Source organism: Paenibacillus sp. alder61 (assembly GCF_020179875.1).
In the GTDB taxonomy this organism is placed as follows: Bacteria; Bacillota; Bacilli; order Paenibacillales; family Paenibacillaceae; genus Fontibacillus; species Fontibacillus faecis.
This window is the reverse complement of sequence record NZ_JAIUDG010000003.1, coordinates 301,818-314,887: the sequence shown is the minus strand read 5'-3', so window position 1 is coordinate 314,887 and position 13,070 is coordinate 301,818. Positions and strand designations below refer to the sequence as shown.

The window sequence follows — 13,070 nt, the reverse complement described above, 5'->3', positions numbered from 1 at the left end:
AAATATGGCGTGCGGGGGATTTTAGCCGGAATTAACGGGAGTTATTCCCGTTAAGAGAGAGGCTCGCTCACTCAGAAGCGGGTCCAAACGGGCGATCGGCCCCGTTGCAGCCGGAGGGAGGCTCATGTCAGGAGATGAGCGAAATTATCAAAGTGGCGATGCCCAAGGGGCGTATCTATAAAAAAGCGTCGGCCCTGTTTCGCGAGGCCGGGATTCAGATTCCGACCGATGTGGACGAGTCGCGCAAGCTGGTGGTTCCGCTGCCGGAAATCGGCATGGAGTTTATTTTGGCGAAGCCGGTGGATGTGCCGACTTACGTGGAGTACGGTGTGGCGGACATCGGCATCGTCGGCAAGGACGTGCTGATGGAGGAGAACCGGGACGTTTACGAACTGCTGGATCTTGGCATTGCCCGCTGCCGGATGTCGATCATCGCGCTGCCGGATTGGAAGCCGGGGATCCACCAGCGCGTGGCCACCAAGTACCCGAACGTGGCTTCGCAGTATTTTCGCGAGCGGGGACAGCAGGTGGAGGTCATCAAGCTGAATGGTTCCATTGAACTGGCGCCGTTGATCGGCTTGGCCGACCGGATCGTCGATATGGTGGAGACCGGGCAGACGCTTCGCGAGAACGGACTGGTGGAGTTGGAGAGCATGTTCGAGATCACGAGCCGACTGGTCGCCAACCGGGTCAGTTACCGGATGAAAAACGCGGAGATTCAAGCGGTTTGCGATGCGCTGGCCAAAGCGATCACCGCTAAGAACGTTTAAGGTTCAGGGACGGATTGAAAGCCGGGGAGGACTTTAGAATGAAAATAGTGAAAGCACAGGATTTTGATCTTCGTCGTGAGGTGGAGTATGGAACGGCGGAGCAGAACGAGGCGGTCCGGGCCATCGTACGGGATGTGAAAAAAGAAGGCGACGCCGCGCTGCTCCGTTACACGGAGAAGTTCGACGGGGTGCGTCTGGAGGCCTCCGGGCTTCGGGTGACGCAGGAGGAGCTTCAAGCCGCTTACGAACAGGTGGGGGCTGCTTTTGTCGAGGCGATCCGGGCCGCGGCGGTGAATATCCGGGCGTTTCATAACAGGCAGAAGCGCAACTCGTGGATGGATTTACAGCCGGACGGCAGCCTGCTCGGCCAAATACTCCGCCCGCTTAAACGGGTCGGCGTGTACGTGCCCGGCGGCAAGGCGGCGTATCCTTCCTCGGTGCTCATGAACGTGATCCCGGCGCAGGTGGCCGGCGTGCCGGAGATCGTGATGGTCACGCCGCCGGCGACCGGCGGACGGGAAGGGATCGACCCGTACATTCTCGTCGCCGCGGCGGAAGCCGGCGTCCACGAAATCTACCGGGTCGGCGGGGCCCAGGCCATCGCGGCTCTGGCCTATGGCACGGCCACGATCGCCCCGGTCGATAAAATCTGCGGACCGGGGAACATCTTCGTCGCGCTGGCGAAACGCGAGGTGTACGGCGCCGTCGACATCGACAGCATCGCCGGGCCGAGCGAAATCGCCGTGCTGGCGGACGACAGCGCCGATCCCGCCTACGTCGCGGCGGACCTGCTCTCGCAGGCCGAGCACGACGAGATGGCGTCGGCGATTCTCGTAACGCCGTCCGAGGCGTTTGCGCAGGCCTGCCGCGCGGAGGTGGAGCGCCAGTTGGCGGAGCTGCCGCGGCGGGACATCGCGGCCGCGTCCGTGCGCGACTATGGCGCGGTTATTCTCGTCGATTCCATCAGGGAGGGAATCGACGTTATTAACCGGCTGGCGCCGGAGCATTTTGAGCTGATCGTGGAGGACCCGATGGCTTATCTCGGCTTGATCGAGAACGCCGGGGCGATTTTCCTCGGACCGTACAGCTCGGAGCCGGTGGGGGATTATTTTGCCGGTCCGAATCACATTATTCCGACGAACGGCACGGCGCGGTTCTCCTCGCCGGTCGATGTGGACGATTTTATCAAAAAATCGAGCCTGATCTACTACAGCAAGGAAGCGCTGCTGCAAAACGGCGCCACGATCATGGAACTCGCCCGGCGCGAAGGGCTGGAAGGGCACGCCCGGGCGATAGAAATCCGGCTGCTTAAAGAAGGAAAGGCGGGGGTAAACGATGACAACCAATAACGGGAACAGCATCAACCAGGCGGGAGCCGGGGAGCGCCGCGCGGAAATTAGCCGCAAAACGAACGAGACGGATATCCAGCTGCAATTCGCCGTAGACGGCACGGGGAAATCCGAGCTGGAAACGGATGTGCCGTTCTTGAATCATATGCTGGACTTGTTCACGAAGCATGGCCATTTTGATCTGGCCGTGCAGGCGCGAGGCGACATTGAGATCGACGATCATCACACGGTCGAGGATATCGGCATCTGCCTCGGGCAGTGCCTGCGGGAAGCGCTCGGCGACAAGCGGGGCATCAAGCGCTATGCGAGCGTGTTTATCCCGATGGACGAAGCGCTCGCGCAGGTCGTCATCGATGTCAGCAACCGGCCGCATTTCGAATACCGCGCCGAGTATCCCTCGGACCGGGTCGGCAGCTTCGATGTGCAGCTCGTCCATGAGTTCCTCTGGAAGCTGGCGCTGGAAGCGCGGATCACGCTGCACGTCATCGTCCATTACGGACAGAACACGCATCATATGATCGAAGCCGTGTTCAAGGCGCTCGGACGGGCTATCGACGAGGCGACAAGCCTGGATTCCCGCGTGACGGGTGTGCCGTCGACGAAGGGAGTGCTGTAGGTGACGATCGCCATTGTCGACTACGGGATGGGCAATTTGCACAGCGTCAGCAAGGCGGTGGAGCGCCTCGGTTTTGAGGGGCTCGTTACGGGCGACGCGGACGCCATCCTCGGCGCGGACGGCGTAGTGCTGCCGGGCGTCGGCGCCTTCGGCGACGCCATGGAGCACCTGCGCGCCTCGGGCCTGGACGGCGTGGTGCGGCAGGCGGCCGACGGCGGTACGCCGCTGCTCGGCATCTGCCTCGGCATGCAGCTGCTCTTCGGCGAGAGCGAAGAGCATGGGCGCAACGCAGGCCTCGGCCTACTGCCGGGCCGGGCGGTGCGCTTTGCCGGCGGCAGTGCCGGCGCCGACGCCGAAGGCGGCGTTCGCGGCAGCCTGAAGGTGCCGCACATGGGCTGGAACCGGCTGGAGTTCCTGCAGCCGGACAATCCGCTCCTGGCGGGCCTGGAGGAGGGACACGTGTACTTCGTCCACTCCTACCACGTGCTCCCGGAGCGGAAGGAAGACCTGCTCGCCGTAACGGATTACGGTCACCCGGTCACGGCCATCGTGGGCCGGGGTAACGTGTACGGCATGCAGTTCCACCCCGAGAAGAGCGGTGAGCTCGGGATGGGACTGCTGCGCAACTTCCTGGCGCTGGCGGAACGTGCGGGGGTGGAAGGCGACCGGCGGTTAGGCTAATAGACATCAGGAGATGAAAATTAACGGGACTACTTCCCGTTAATTTGACGCTGCCAGAGTTGCAAAGGCGATTACCTGGAAAAGTTCCCGCTAATCGGCCTGAATTTAGGGTTTTCCAAGCTTGGGTCGCGAAATAGATGGAGTTTCTCCAGCTAATCGGTATGAAAGGGACTTAGGCGATCATTTTAACGGGAGGTTTTCCTGTTAAATCAGTTTTAGCTACATCAGCTACATCAGCTACATCAGTTGTATTAGTTTCGATTAGTTGCATCAATTTGCACTATAACTTATAGATGTATATTTACTAGATAGCGGGAGGAACCGACATGTCTTCATTCGTGATATATCCGGCCATCGACATCCGGGGCGGGAAATGCGTACGCTTAGTACAGGGGGATTATGCCCGCGAGACGGTATACAATGAAAATCCGGTTGAGGTGGCCCGTTCCTGGGAGGCGCAGGGCGGCTCCTTTATTCACCTGGTCGATCTGGACGGGGCCAAAGCGGGGCATCCGGTGAACGACGCGTTGATCGGCGAGATCGCCCGCCGTGTGCAGGTGCCGGTACAGGTCGGCGGCGGCCTGCGGACGCTGGCCGATGTCGAGCGGCTGTTGAGGCTCGGCGTCAGCCGGGTCATTATCGGCACCGCGGCGATCGAGGACCGCACGTTTACCGAAGCGGTGCTCGGCACATACGGCGACAAGGTCGCCATCGGAATCGACGCGCGGAACGGTTTTGTGGCGACGCGCGGCTGGCTGGAGACGTCCGAGGTTCAGGCCGAGGTGTTGGCCAAGGAGCTGGCGGCCAAAGGGGCGGAGACGTTTATTTTTACCGACATCTCCCGGGACGGCATGATGCAGGGACCGAACGTGGAAGCGATCCGTTCGTTGGCGCAGGCTTCCGGACGTACCGTGATCGCCTCCGGCGGCGTGACCGTCCAGGATGATTTGTTGAAGCTGGCGGCTTATGCGGATCAGGGGATCGGCGGCGCGATTGTCGGCAAGGCGCTCTACACGGGCAGCATCGATCTGGCTGAGGCCATCGCCGCGATTTCGGGCGGCGCGAACTAGAAAAAGGAGTGGAAAGCTATGCTGGCAAAGCGAATTATCCCGTGCCTGGACGTCAAGGACGGGCGGGTCGTCAAAGGCGTGAACTTCGTCAATCTCCGCGATGCCGGCGATCCGGTCGAACTGGCCGCGCTGTATGACCGGGAGGGAGCCGACGAAATCGTGTTCCTCGATATCTCGGCTTCCAATGAAGGCCGGGCTACGATGATCGAGGTCGTCCGGCAGACCGCCGGTGAAATCGCCATTCCGTTTACGGTCGGCGGCGGGATCTCCCAGGTGGACGACATGAAGCGCATCCTGCGGGCCGGAGCCGACAAAATCGGCATTAACACAGCGGCGGTGCTGAATCCGCAGCTGATCTCGGACGGGGCCCGGCGCTTCGGTTCCCAGTGCATCGTCGTGGCGGTGGACGCCAAGTTCAACCCGGAGTGGGGAGAATGGGAAGTCTACACGCACGGCGGGCGGAAGGCGTCCGGCATCAAAGCGCTGGAATGGGTCAAGGAAGCCGAGTCGCGGGGCGCGGGCGAGATCCTGCTGACCAGCATGGATGCCGACGGGACGAAGGACGGCTTCGATCTGCCGCTGACGCGGGAGGTCAGCCGGTCCGTGACGATTCCGGTGATCGCCTCGGGCGGGGCCGGGAAGCCGGACGATTTTTACGAGGTATTTACGGAAGGACTGGCGGATGCGGCGCTGGCGGCGACGATTTTTCACTATAAGGAGATCGCGGTGCCGGATTTGAAGCGGGATTTGAAGTCCAGAGGGGTGGAAATACGATGACGGAACAACAAGGATTGCGGCTGATGGTGCCGTTGGAGGAGCTGGAGCAAGCGATCAAGTGGGACGCGGACGGACTCGTGCCGGCGATCGTACAGGATGCGGAGAGCCGGGACGTGCTGATGATGGCCTATATGAACCGGGAGTCGCTGCGAAAGTCGGTGGAAACGGGGCAAACCTGGTTCTGGAGCCGCTCCCGCTCCGAGCTGTGGAACAAAGGAGCTACGTCGGGAAACACCCAGCACATCCGCGCGTTGCGGTTTGACTGCGACGGGGATACGCTGCTTGTTGAAGTGGACCGGAGAGGCCCGGCGTGCCATACCGGGGAGGACAACTGCTTCTACCGCACGGCGGCGGTTGGAGAGGCATACCGGGGGACGACGGGCTACACGATATTCGAACCGGCGGCTCCACAAACGGAGCGCGGCGGGGATGATAGTGCCCGGTTCACGGTGTTGGCCGAACTGGAACGCCTGATCGCCGAGCGGTACGAGGAGCGGCCGGAAGGTGCGTACACGACGTATTTGTTCGAGAAGGGCCTGGATAAAATTTTGAAAAAAGTCGGCGAAGAGACCGCCGAATCGATCATCGCCGCGAAGAACGGAGACAATGACGAGCTGCGGTACGAGGTCAGCGACTTGATCTATCACCTGCTCGTGCTGCTGCGCCAGCGCCAATTGCCGTTGGACGACATCATGCGGGAACTGGAGCGCCGCCATGAACGGCCGCGCCGGGATTAGGCGGGTGATGGGCGCATGCTGATCGACTACCATACGCACCACGCCCGCTGCGGGCATGCCGTCGGCTCGCTTGAGGAGTACGTGCGGCGGGGGATCGAGATCGGACTTTCGCAGATCGGGTTGTCCGACCACATGCCGCTGCTGCATGTCGATCCGGCGGCTTACTACCCGGAAATGGCCATGCCGATGGAAGAACTTCCCCGCTATGTGGAGGAGGCTTTCGCTCTGAAAGAGAAGTACCAGGGTCAAATCGACGTCCGGGTCGGCCTGGAAGGCGACTACATTGAAGGCTGGGAAAAACAGATCGAGTCCATCGTCCGTGCGTATCCTTGGGATTACGTGATCGGATCGGTGCACTTTCTCGGCGAGTGGGACGTATCCGACTTCCGTCAGGTTCACCACTGGGAAGGGCAGGATGTGTTCGCCGTTTACGAGCGGTACTATGACGCGGTGGCGAAGGCCGCCGCGACAGGGTTCTATGACATCATGGGCCACCTGGATGTCATCAAGCGCTTCGGCCACCGGCCGGACGCCGCCCGTCAGGCGGAGACGGAGGCGCTGGAGCGCCGGGCTCTGGAAGCGGTACGGGCGGCCGGTGTGGCGATGGAGCTGAACGCCTCCGGGCTGTCGAAGCCGGTGGCGGAGATGTTCCCGAGCCGCCGGGTGCTGGCGGCCGCGATCGAGATGGGCATCCCGCTCACGGTAGGGTCGGACGCGCACGATCCGATGAAGCTGAGCGAGCATCTGGACAAGGCCAGAGCGCTTCTTCACGAACTCGGCGTACGAGAGCTGGCCACGTTTGAGAAGCGCAGCCGCAAAATGATTCCATTGACGCTGTAGACCTACCGGCGGTACGCTCAAATAACTCGGCGCCTCATGTTAGATGAAGGGCGGTTCACCCGTCCCTAACGTGGGGCGTTTCTTTTTAGGGTTTGGGCCTGCTCGAACAGGGCCCGGTGCCGAGAATAGCCTGCCTGGTCTCCGACTTAGCGGTCTTTAGGGGCGCTATTATGTCGAATTTGGCTCTTCGGTGTGAAATAGAGGTCATTTGGGTCCTTATTTTTAGAGAAAGTCCGGCAAAAACCGGATTTTTGAGCTCGCACCAGGGAAATAGGGCCCTTTTTAGCCGCTATTCTTCCCGAAAAAGCGAATCTGGGCGAAATAGCAGCCCAAAACGCCGCTATTATAGCGGACGGCCAAAGAAAGTTGCGGACCGTCGCACTATGTCAGGTTTAAGTGCAACGCCAGTGCTGATTTGGGGTCCGCCCAAGGGAAATAAGGACCTTTTTGACCCCTATTATGCCCGTGGTTTCCGGTCCGGTTCACCTACCCTCTTTTACCTCCGTCTAAAGATACGTTTAATCACCCAAATGGCGAAGGCGGCCAAGGCTACCAGGAACCCTAGGGAGATCAGCGTATTTTCCCAAACAAACGACATGGTTAAAAAAAACCCTCTTCTTTAGTGCAATACCCATATTATACCACCTCTTCCTTCCGGTATCTTCTCCCACATTCCCGAACTGGCTGCTTATCCTGCAAAAACCGTTATTTTCTCCCCGTTTTTTCCGTGGGAGGACAGCTTTCACTATGGTATACTGTGAGTTGAAAAGAAGAATTGAAGTAAGAATAGGGAGGTGCCTTGTTTGAAAGAAAATAGAGAGCTGAAGGGGAAGCGGGATAATGTACTGCCGATCTCGATGGATGCGGGCTTTTTCTTCGAGCGGGCTGTCTCTTCATTGGACCGTTACCACTACGACAAGGCATTAAAGTATTTTCGCAAAGCTGTAGAGTATGAACCGAACAATCCGGTAAACCATTGCAATATGGCGGGGATTTTGTCGGAAATGGGGGACTATGAGGCATCCAACGCCGCACTGTCCGTCGTTCTGGAGGAAATCGACCCGAGTATGACGGAATGTTATTTTTATATGGCAAATAACTATGCGAATATGGAAATGTTTGAAGCGGCGGAAGAAGCGCTGGTTACGTATTTGGAGAAAGACGCCAGCGGGCAGTTTTTGACGGAGGCGGAAGAGATGATGGAGCTGCTCCAGTATGAGCTGGAGCGTCCGACGAAGCTGAAGAGCATCAAGGCGATGGAGGGCGTCGTCGAGCATGACCGGGCCCGCGAGCTGCTGGAGGAGGGCAAATTCGCCCAGGCGGTGAAGCTGCTGGAGGAGATCGTCCGGAAGCATCCGGATTTCCATGCGGCCCATAACAATCTCGCTCTGGGCTACTACTATCTCGGCCGGTTTCAAAAGGCGATGGATACCATTGAAGAGGTGCTGGACAAAGAGCCAGGGAATCTGCACGGACTTTGCAATCTGGCGATTTTTTATCAGCACGCCGGGGAAATGGGCGCGATGCTGGAGCTGGGAGAGCGCCTGCGCAAAATCGTCCCGTTTCACCAGGAACATGTGTTTAAACTGGCGACAACGATGGGGATTTTGGGCCAGCACGAGGCGGCTTATACGCACTTCAAACGGCTGCTGCGGGATGAAACGATGGAGCGTGATCCTTCGTTGTACCATTACGCGGCGGTCGCGGCGTACCAAATCGGACGCATTGACGAAGCCAAGCGGCTGTGGCGGCAGGTCCATAAGCTGGATCCGGCCAGCGGCGTTGCCGATTATTATTTAAAAGCGATGGAATTCCAAGACGAAGCGGGTCAAGGCCCCGAGTCCGATCCCTCGGAGAATCGGCAATCCGGGCCCCTTACGGTTAGCTATCATTATCATCTTCCTTTTGAAGAGCAGTTTAAGCAATGGGACACTTCACCGGAGAGCTTGGCGGCCGAAATTACGGAAAATCCGCTGGTGCGGTCCTCCTTTTTCTGGGCGCTGCGGCACGGCGACTACAAAACGAAGCTGCAGGTCATTCAGGCGTTCAGCCTGATTGCGGACCGGGAAGTGGAGGAGGCGTTAAAGGCCTTCTTACTCGAGCCGGAGGAGGACTCCTATTTGAAGGAGATCGCCTTGTTCGTCCTTCGCAATCTGGGCGTCGATAACCCGCTGCCGGTCATCTCCGGGGAGCAGACGAAACTGGTCGATCCCAGTCGGGTAGCTTCAAATCTGCCCGTATGGAAGAGCGAATGGCAGGCCGTCGTCGATCTGGCGATGGGGCACATGAAACGCCGCTTCGATCTCCAGCAGCAGCATGATCTGGAGACGTTGTGGGCGGAGTTTCTAACTCTAGTCTACCCGGAAACCCCGGCGATTACGCATATCGAGGGATGGGCCGCGGCGCTGGAATATTTGACGGCCAAAATCCATCGCCGACCGGTAACTTATGAAGCGGTGGCGGAACGCTACGGTATTTCGGCCTCGACGGCGCGCCGTTATACCCGGCGGATCGATGAGGTTTGCGGGGTCAAGAAGAAGATGGAGTCGATTTTCCCCTCCGTTCAATAGATACGGGCCCGGCAAGCGGGTAAAGGGGGGCCAACTTGGGTAAAACTTAGTATAAGTGTGGGTTCTTGCAGCAGAGTTTAGACTTAAGCGGAACAGCTAATATGCTAGTTACATATTCAAGGAGGAGGCAATCATGTACAAATCGATTGTGATCGGAACCGGCCCCGCGGGGCTTACGGCGGCCATCTATCTGGCCCGCGCGAATCTGAAGCCGCTGGTCATCGAAGGAATTCAGCCGGGCGGTCAATTGACGACAACGACGGAAGTGGAGAATTTTCCGGGATTCACCGATGGTATTCAAGGCCCGGTTCTGATGGATAACATGCGCAAGCAAGCCGAGCGTTTCGGTGCGGAGTTTCGGAGCGGCTGGGTGGAGCAGGTGGACTTTTCGAACCGCCCGTTTAAAATCCGGATGGAGGGCGGCGATACGCTGGAGGCCGAAACTATTATTATCTCGACCGGGGCGTCGGCCAAGTATCTGGGTATCCCGGGCGAGCAAGAGAATGTGGGCCGCGGAGTAAGTACTTGCGCCACATGCGACGGCTTTTTCTTCCGCGGGAAAAAAATCGTCGTGGTCGGGGGCGGCGATTCGGCGATGGAGGAAGCGAGCTTCCTGACGCGCTTTGCTTCCAGCGTTACGCTGGTGCATCGGCGCGAGGAGCTGCGGGCCTCCAAGATCATGCAGGACCGCGCCCGCGGCAACGAGAAGGTCCAGTGGGCGCTCAACCGCACGCCGATCGCCGTCGTCACGGACGAGAACGGGACGGTCAAAGGCCTGCAGGTCCGCAACAACGTTACGAACCAGGAGGAACTGGTGGAAGGGGACGGGGTGTTCGTGGCCATCGGGCATACGCCGAACACGAAGTTCCTGGGGGATGCGATCCGGACCGACGAACAGGGCTACATCGTCGTAAAGCCGGGGACGACGGAAACGAACATCCCCGGGGTGTTTGCCTGCGGCGACGTTCAGGACACCCGCTATCGCCAAGCGATCACGGCCGCAGGTTCGGGCTGTATGGCGGCGATGGATTGCGAGAAGTACCTGGAAGGCAGCATGGTTCATGACTGGAGCGAAACGCTGAACAAGTAAGACCCTATAGAACGAATAAAGCCTCCTTCCGGTTGCCCGGAACGGAGGCTTTATTCGTTATGCTCAAATCCACCCTTTCTCCTCCGCCAGCCGGACGGCTTCGATCCGGCTTTTGACATCCAGTTTGTTCAATGTTTCGGAGATATAGTTGCGGACGGTCCCGTAGGACAGGTGGAGCTGGAGGGCGATTTCCCCGGCGCTGCGCCCTTCGGCGGCGAGCCGGAGGATGTCCTGCTCCCGCGGAGTGAGCGGATTCTCCTCTCGCAGGCTGCCGAACACGAGCTCGGGCGACACTTCCAGATGCCCCGCCATCACCCGGCGAATCGCTTCGGCCAGCTTGTCGCTGGACTCGTCCTTGAGCAGATAGCCGTTTACTCCCGCTTTGGCCGCACGCTCAAAATACCCCGGCCGGGCAAACGTGGTCAGTATAATGATGCGGCATGGCGAGCCCGCGGCCTTCAGCCGCTCGGCGACATCCAGCCCGCTCATTCGCGGCATTTCGATGTCCATCAGGCAGACATCGGGCCGCAGCCGCTCGATCAGCTCCCAGGCTTCGGCCCCGTCGGCCGCCTGTCCGATGACCTCCAGGTCGTCCTCGAGATCGAGCAGGGACGCGAGCGCCCCCCGCAGCAGGCGCTGATCTTCCGCGATGACGATACGGATCATACGGTTTCACCTTCCTTCCGGTCTTTCACAATAAGCGGCACGCTAATACGCAGCAGGGTCCCTCGGGAAGGCCCCGACTCCACCGTCAGCGAGCCTTCGATCAGGGAAAGTCGCTCCGCCATGCCCTTCAAGCCATTCCCCGGGCGCAGAGCTCCGGTCAGGGCACTCTCCCGTTCGGATGGCAGCCCGATCCCGTCATCCTCGACGGAGAGCAGCACCACCGCGTCGGTGATGTCGATCGTCACGAGGCAGCGGCTGGCTTTGCTATGCTTCACGATATTGGTCACCGCTTCCTTAAGACACATGGCGAGGATGTTCTGCGTCAAATCGGACAGGCCCTCAAGCCCGGCGTCCCCTTCCACCCGTAGGGAGATATCGGCCGAACGCAGCATTTCCTGCGCCTCCGCTATCCCTTCCGCCACCGAGATGGCGCGCATATCGGAGACCAGCTCCCTGACCTGGCGCAGCGCCGCGCGGGAGGTCCGTTGAATTTCAAGGGCTTCCGTCTGGGCTCGTTCCGGGTCCTTGACCACAAGCTTCTCAACAAGTTGGCTCTTCAACGTAATGAGCGACAGCGTATGGCCGAGCGTATCGTGCAGGTCCCGGGCGATACGCATCCGTTCCTCGCGTTTGACCAGCTCTTTGATTTGCAGGTTGGCCTCTGCCAGCTCGCGTTCCAGACTCTGCTTGCGGGCCATGGAACGGATGCCGAACGGCGAGGCCAGCATTAGAGTGAAGAACGGCACCGTCATTATGAAATCGTCCGCCGTCATCCCACGAGCCGAAATCAGCATCGGTACGATCTCAACGACCGCAAACGCCCCCATAGCGACATTGAACTGCCGGTGATCGGTGTACCATCCGATAAAATTGGCCGTAAAGAAACCCATGTACAAATTATAGGGCGTATAGAACAAGGACAGCGCGGCGATTAAAGCCAGCTGCAGAGCGAGCCAGAGGGAGAAGGCTTTTCCGGTGACCGTATAAAGCTGGCGGTAAGTCACGATAAACAGGGCGATCATGGCGTAGCCGAGGACCAATTTCAAGCCGGTCTCATGCCGGATGTTGAAAAGGGGCAGCGCAATATAAATCAGCCACATGTAAGGAAACAGGCCGTATTTTCTCGGAAACAGCTGAAACTTCCCGACAGGGTTATTTTGCAAAACTATACCACTTCCTGTTTTTTTCGAATATACGTGGATAGTACCATAAACAGGAGAAAATAGCCCAGCAAAATCAGCACATTCCTCCACTCCGGCGCCTGTCCGCGAATGATTTCCCAGGCTCCGTTGCCGTAGTGGTACGAAGGAAGCCATTTGCCGATCAGCTGCATAAACTTGGGGAGGATCTCGATCGGCATCCACATGCCGCCCAGCACGGCCAATGCCAGATAGACCCCATTGCTGACGCCGCTGGCCGTATCGGCCCGCTTCATCGTTCCGATCAGCGTCCCGATCGCCAGGAACGGCAGCGAACCGGCGAGAATCCACAGTCCGCAGGAAATCCAGGTCAGCGCGGGCAGCGAGACGCCGTTAATCAGGCAGCCGGCCGCAAAAATAAAAAGAATGGACATCAAATGCATACAAGTTTGGCCGATCATTTTGCCGAGAAAATAAATCCATCCCGGGAGCGGAGTCACCCGCATGAACGTCGTCCATCCTTGGGACCGCTCCTGCACCAGCCGGATGCCCAGCGTCATGATCGCCGAACCCATTACGCTGAAGGTCGTCATCGACATGAGATAGTGCGCCGCCCATTCCGCGGGCTCCCCGTTTCCGGCATTCACCACCCGGGTGAAAATGAAATAAAACATCACGGGCATCAGCAGGGACCAGAAAATATAGTAGGGGTTGCGAAATACGCGCAGCAACTCGGCTTTGCATTGGCTTAAAAGCAGCTTCATC

General features: G+C 59.1%; 13 protein-coding genes. 10 read left to right on the top strand and 3 right to left on the bottom strand.

The genetic code is table 11. The annotated features are described in order from the left end of the window. Window positions 1–134: 134 nt before the first annotated feature. From hisG to trxB, 10 genes are all read left to right on the top strand, one after another. A complete protein-coding gene (gene hisG / locus LBW89_RS04925) occupies window positions 135–770 on the top strand; it encodes an ATP phosphoribosyltransferase (protein ID WP_225038664.1) in 636 nt (211 codons plus the stop codon). A 38-nt stretch (window positions 771–808) separates the two neighbouring features. Beyond that, a complete protein-coding gene (gene hisD / locus LBW89_RS04920; protein ID WP_225038663.1) occupies window positions 809–2,119 on the top strand; it encodes a histidinol dehydrogenase in 1,311 nt (436 codons plus the stop codon). Beyond that, a complete protein-coding gene (gene hisB, locus LBW89_RS04915; RefSeq protein ID WP_225038662.1) occupies window positions 2,106–2,735 on the top strand; it encodes an imidazoleglycerol-phosphate dehydratase HisB in 630 nt (209 codons plus the stop codon). The genes hisD and hisB overlap by 14 nt, the downstream gene beginning before the upstream one ends. Further along, complete coding sequence (gene hisH, locus LBW89_RS04910; protein ID WP_225038661.1) at window positions 2,736–3,416, top strand: imidazole glycerol phosphate synthase subunit HisH; 681 nt, start codon at window positions 2,736–2,738, stop codon at window positions 3,414–3,416. It begins immediately after the preceding gene. Window positions 3,417–3,742: 326 nt separating this feature from the next. Then, entirely contained in the window at window positions 3,743–4,486 is a 744-nt protein-coding gene (gene hisA / locus LBW89_RS04905; RefSeq protein WP_225038660.1) for a 1-(5-phosphoribosyl)-5-[(5-phosphoribosylamino)methylideneamino]imidazole-4-carboxamide isomerase, read from the top strand. An 18-nt stretch (window positions 4,487–4,504) separates the two neighbouring features. Beyond that, window positions 4,505–5,263, top strand: coding sequence for an imidazole glycerol phosphate synthase subunit HisF (gene hisF / locus LBW89_RS04900; RefSeq protein ID WP_148454636.1), 759 nt, complete (start codon window positions 4,505–4,507; stop codon window positions 5,261–5,263). Beyond that, window positions 5,260–6,000: a bifunctional phosphoribosyl-AMP cyclohydrolase/phosphoribosyl-ATP diphosphatase HisIE gene (gene hisIE / locus LBW89_RS04895; RefSeq protein WP_225038659.1), complete on the top strand. Its 741-nt coding sequence runs from the start codon at window positions 5,260–5,262 to the stop codon at window positions 5,998–6,000. The genes hisF and hisIE overlap by 4 nt, the downstream gene beginning before the upstream one ends. A 15-nt stretch (window positions 6,001–6,015) precedes the next feature. Next, on the top strand, window positions 6,016–6,840 hold the full coding sequence (hisJ, locus tag LBW89_RS04890; RefSeq protein ID WP_225038658.1) for a histidinol-phosphatase HisJ: 825 nt from the start codon (window positions 6,016–6,018) through the stop codon (window positions 6,838–6,840). An 857-nt stretch (window positions 6,841–7,697) separates the two neighbouring features. After that, on the top strand, window positions 7,698–9,410 hold the full coding sequence (locus tag LBW89_RS04885) for a tetratricopeptide repeat protein (RefSeq protein ID WP_225038681.1): 1,713 nt from the start codon (window positions 7,698–7,700) through the stop codon (window positions 9,408–9,410). Window positions 9,411–9,543: 133 nt separating this feature from the next. Further along, window positions 9,544–10,500 (top strand): thioredoxin-disulfide reductase, encoded by a 957-nt coding sequence (trxB, locus tag LBW89_RS04880; RefSeq protein ID WP_225038657.1) that lies wholly within the window; start codon window positions 9,544–9,546, stop codon window positions 10,498–10,500. Between the two features lie 63 nt (window positions 10,501–10,563). Here the strand turns inward: trxB and LBW89_RS04875 are convergent, their stop codons facing one another. The 3 genes from LBW89_RS04875 to LBW89_RS04865 are packed head-to-tail and all read right to left on the bottom strand — an operon-like array spanning window position 10,564 to window position 13,069. After that, complete coding sequence (locus LBW89_RS04875; RefSeq protein WP_148454644.1) at window positions 10,564–11,166, bottom strand: response regulator transcription factor; 603 nt, start codon at window positions 11,164–11,166, stop codon at window positions 10,564–10,566. Continuing rightward, window positions 11,163–12,329 carry a sensor histidine kinase gene (locus tag LBW89_RS04870; RefSeq protein ID WP_225038656.1) on the bottom strand — a complete coding sequence of 389 codons (1,167 nt, stop codon included), beginning with the start codon at window positions 12,327–12,329 and terminating at the stop codon, window positions 11,163–11,165. Before LBW89_RS04870 ends, LBW89_RS04875 begins: the two co-directional genes overlap by 4 nt. Before the next feature lie 2 nt (window positions 12,330–12,331). Continuing rightward, window positions 12,332–13,069 (bottom strand): ABC transporter permease, encoded by a 738-nt coding sequence (locus LBW89_RS04865; protein ID WP_225038655.1) that lies wholly within the window; start codon window positions 13,067–13,069, stop codon window positions 12,332–12,334. Window position 13,070 lies beyond the last annotated feature (1 nt).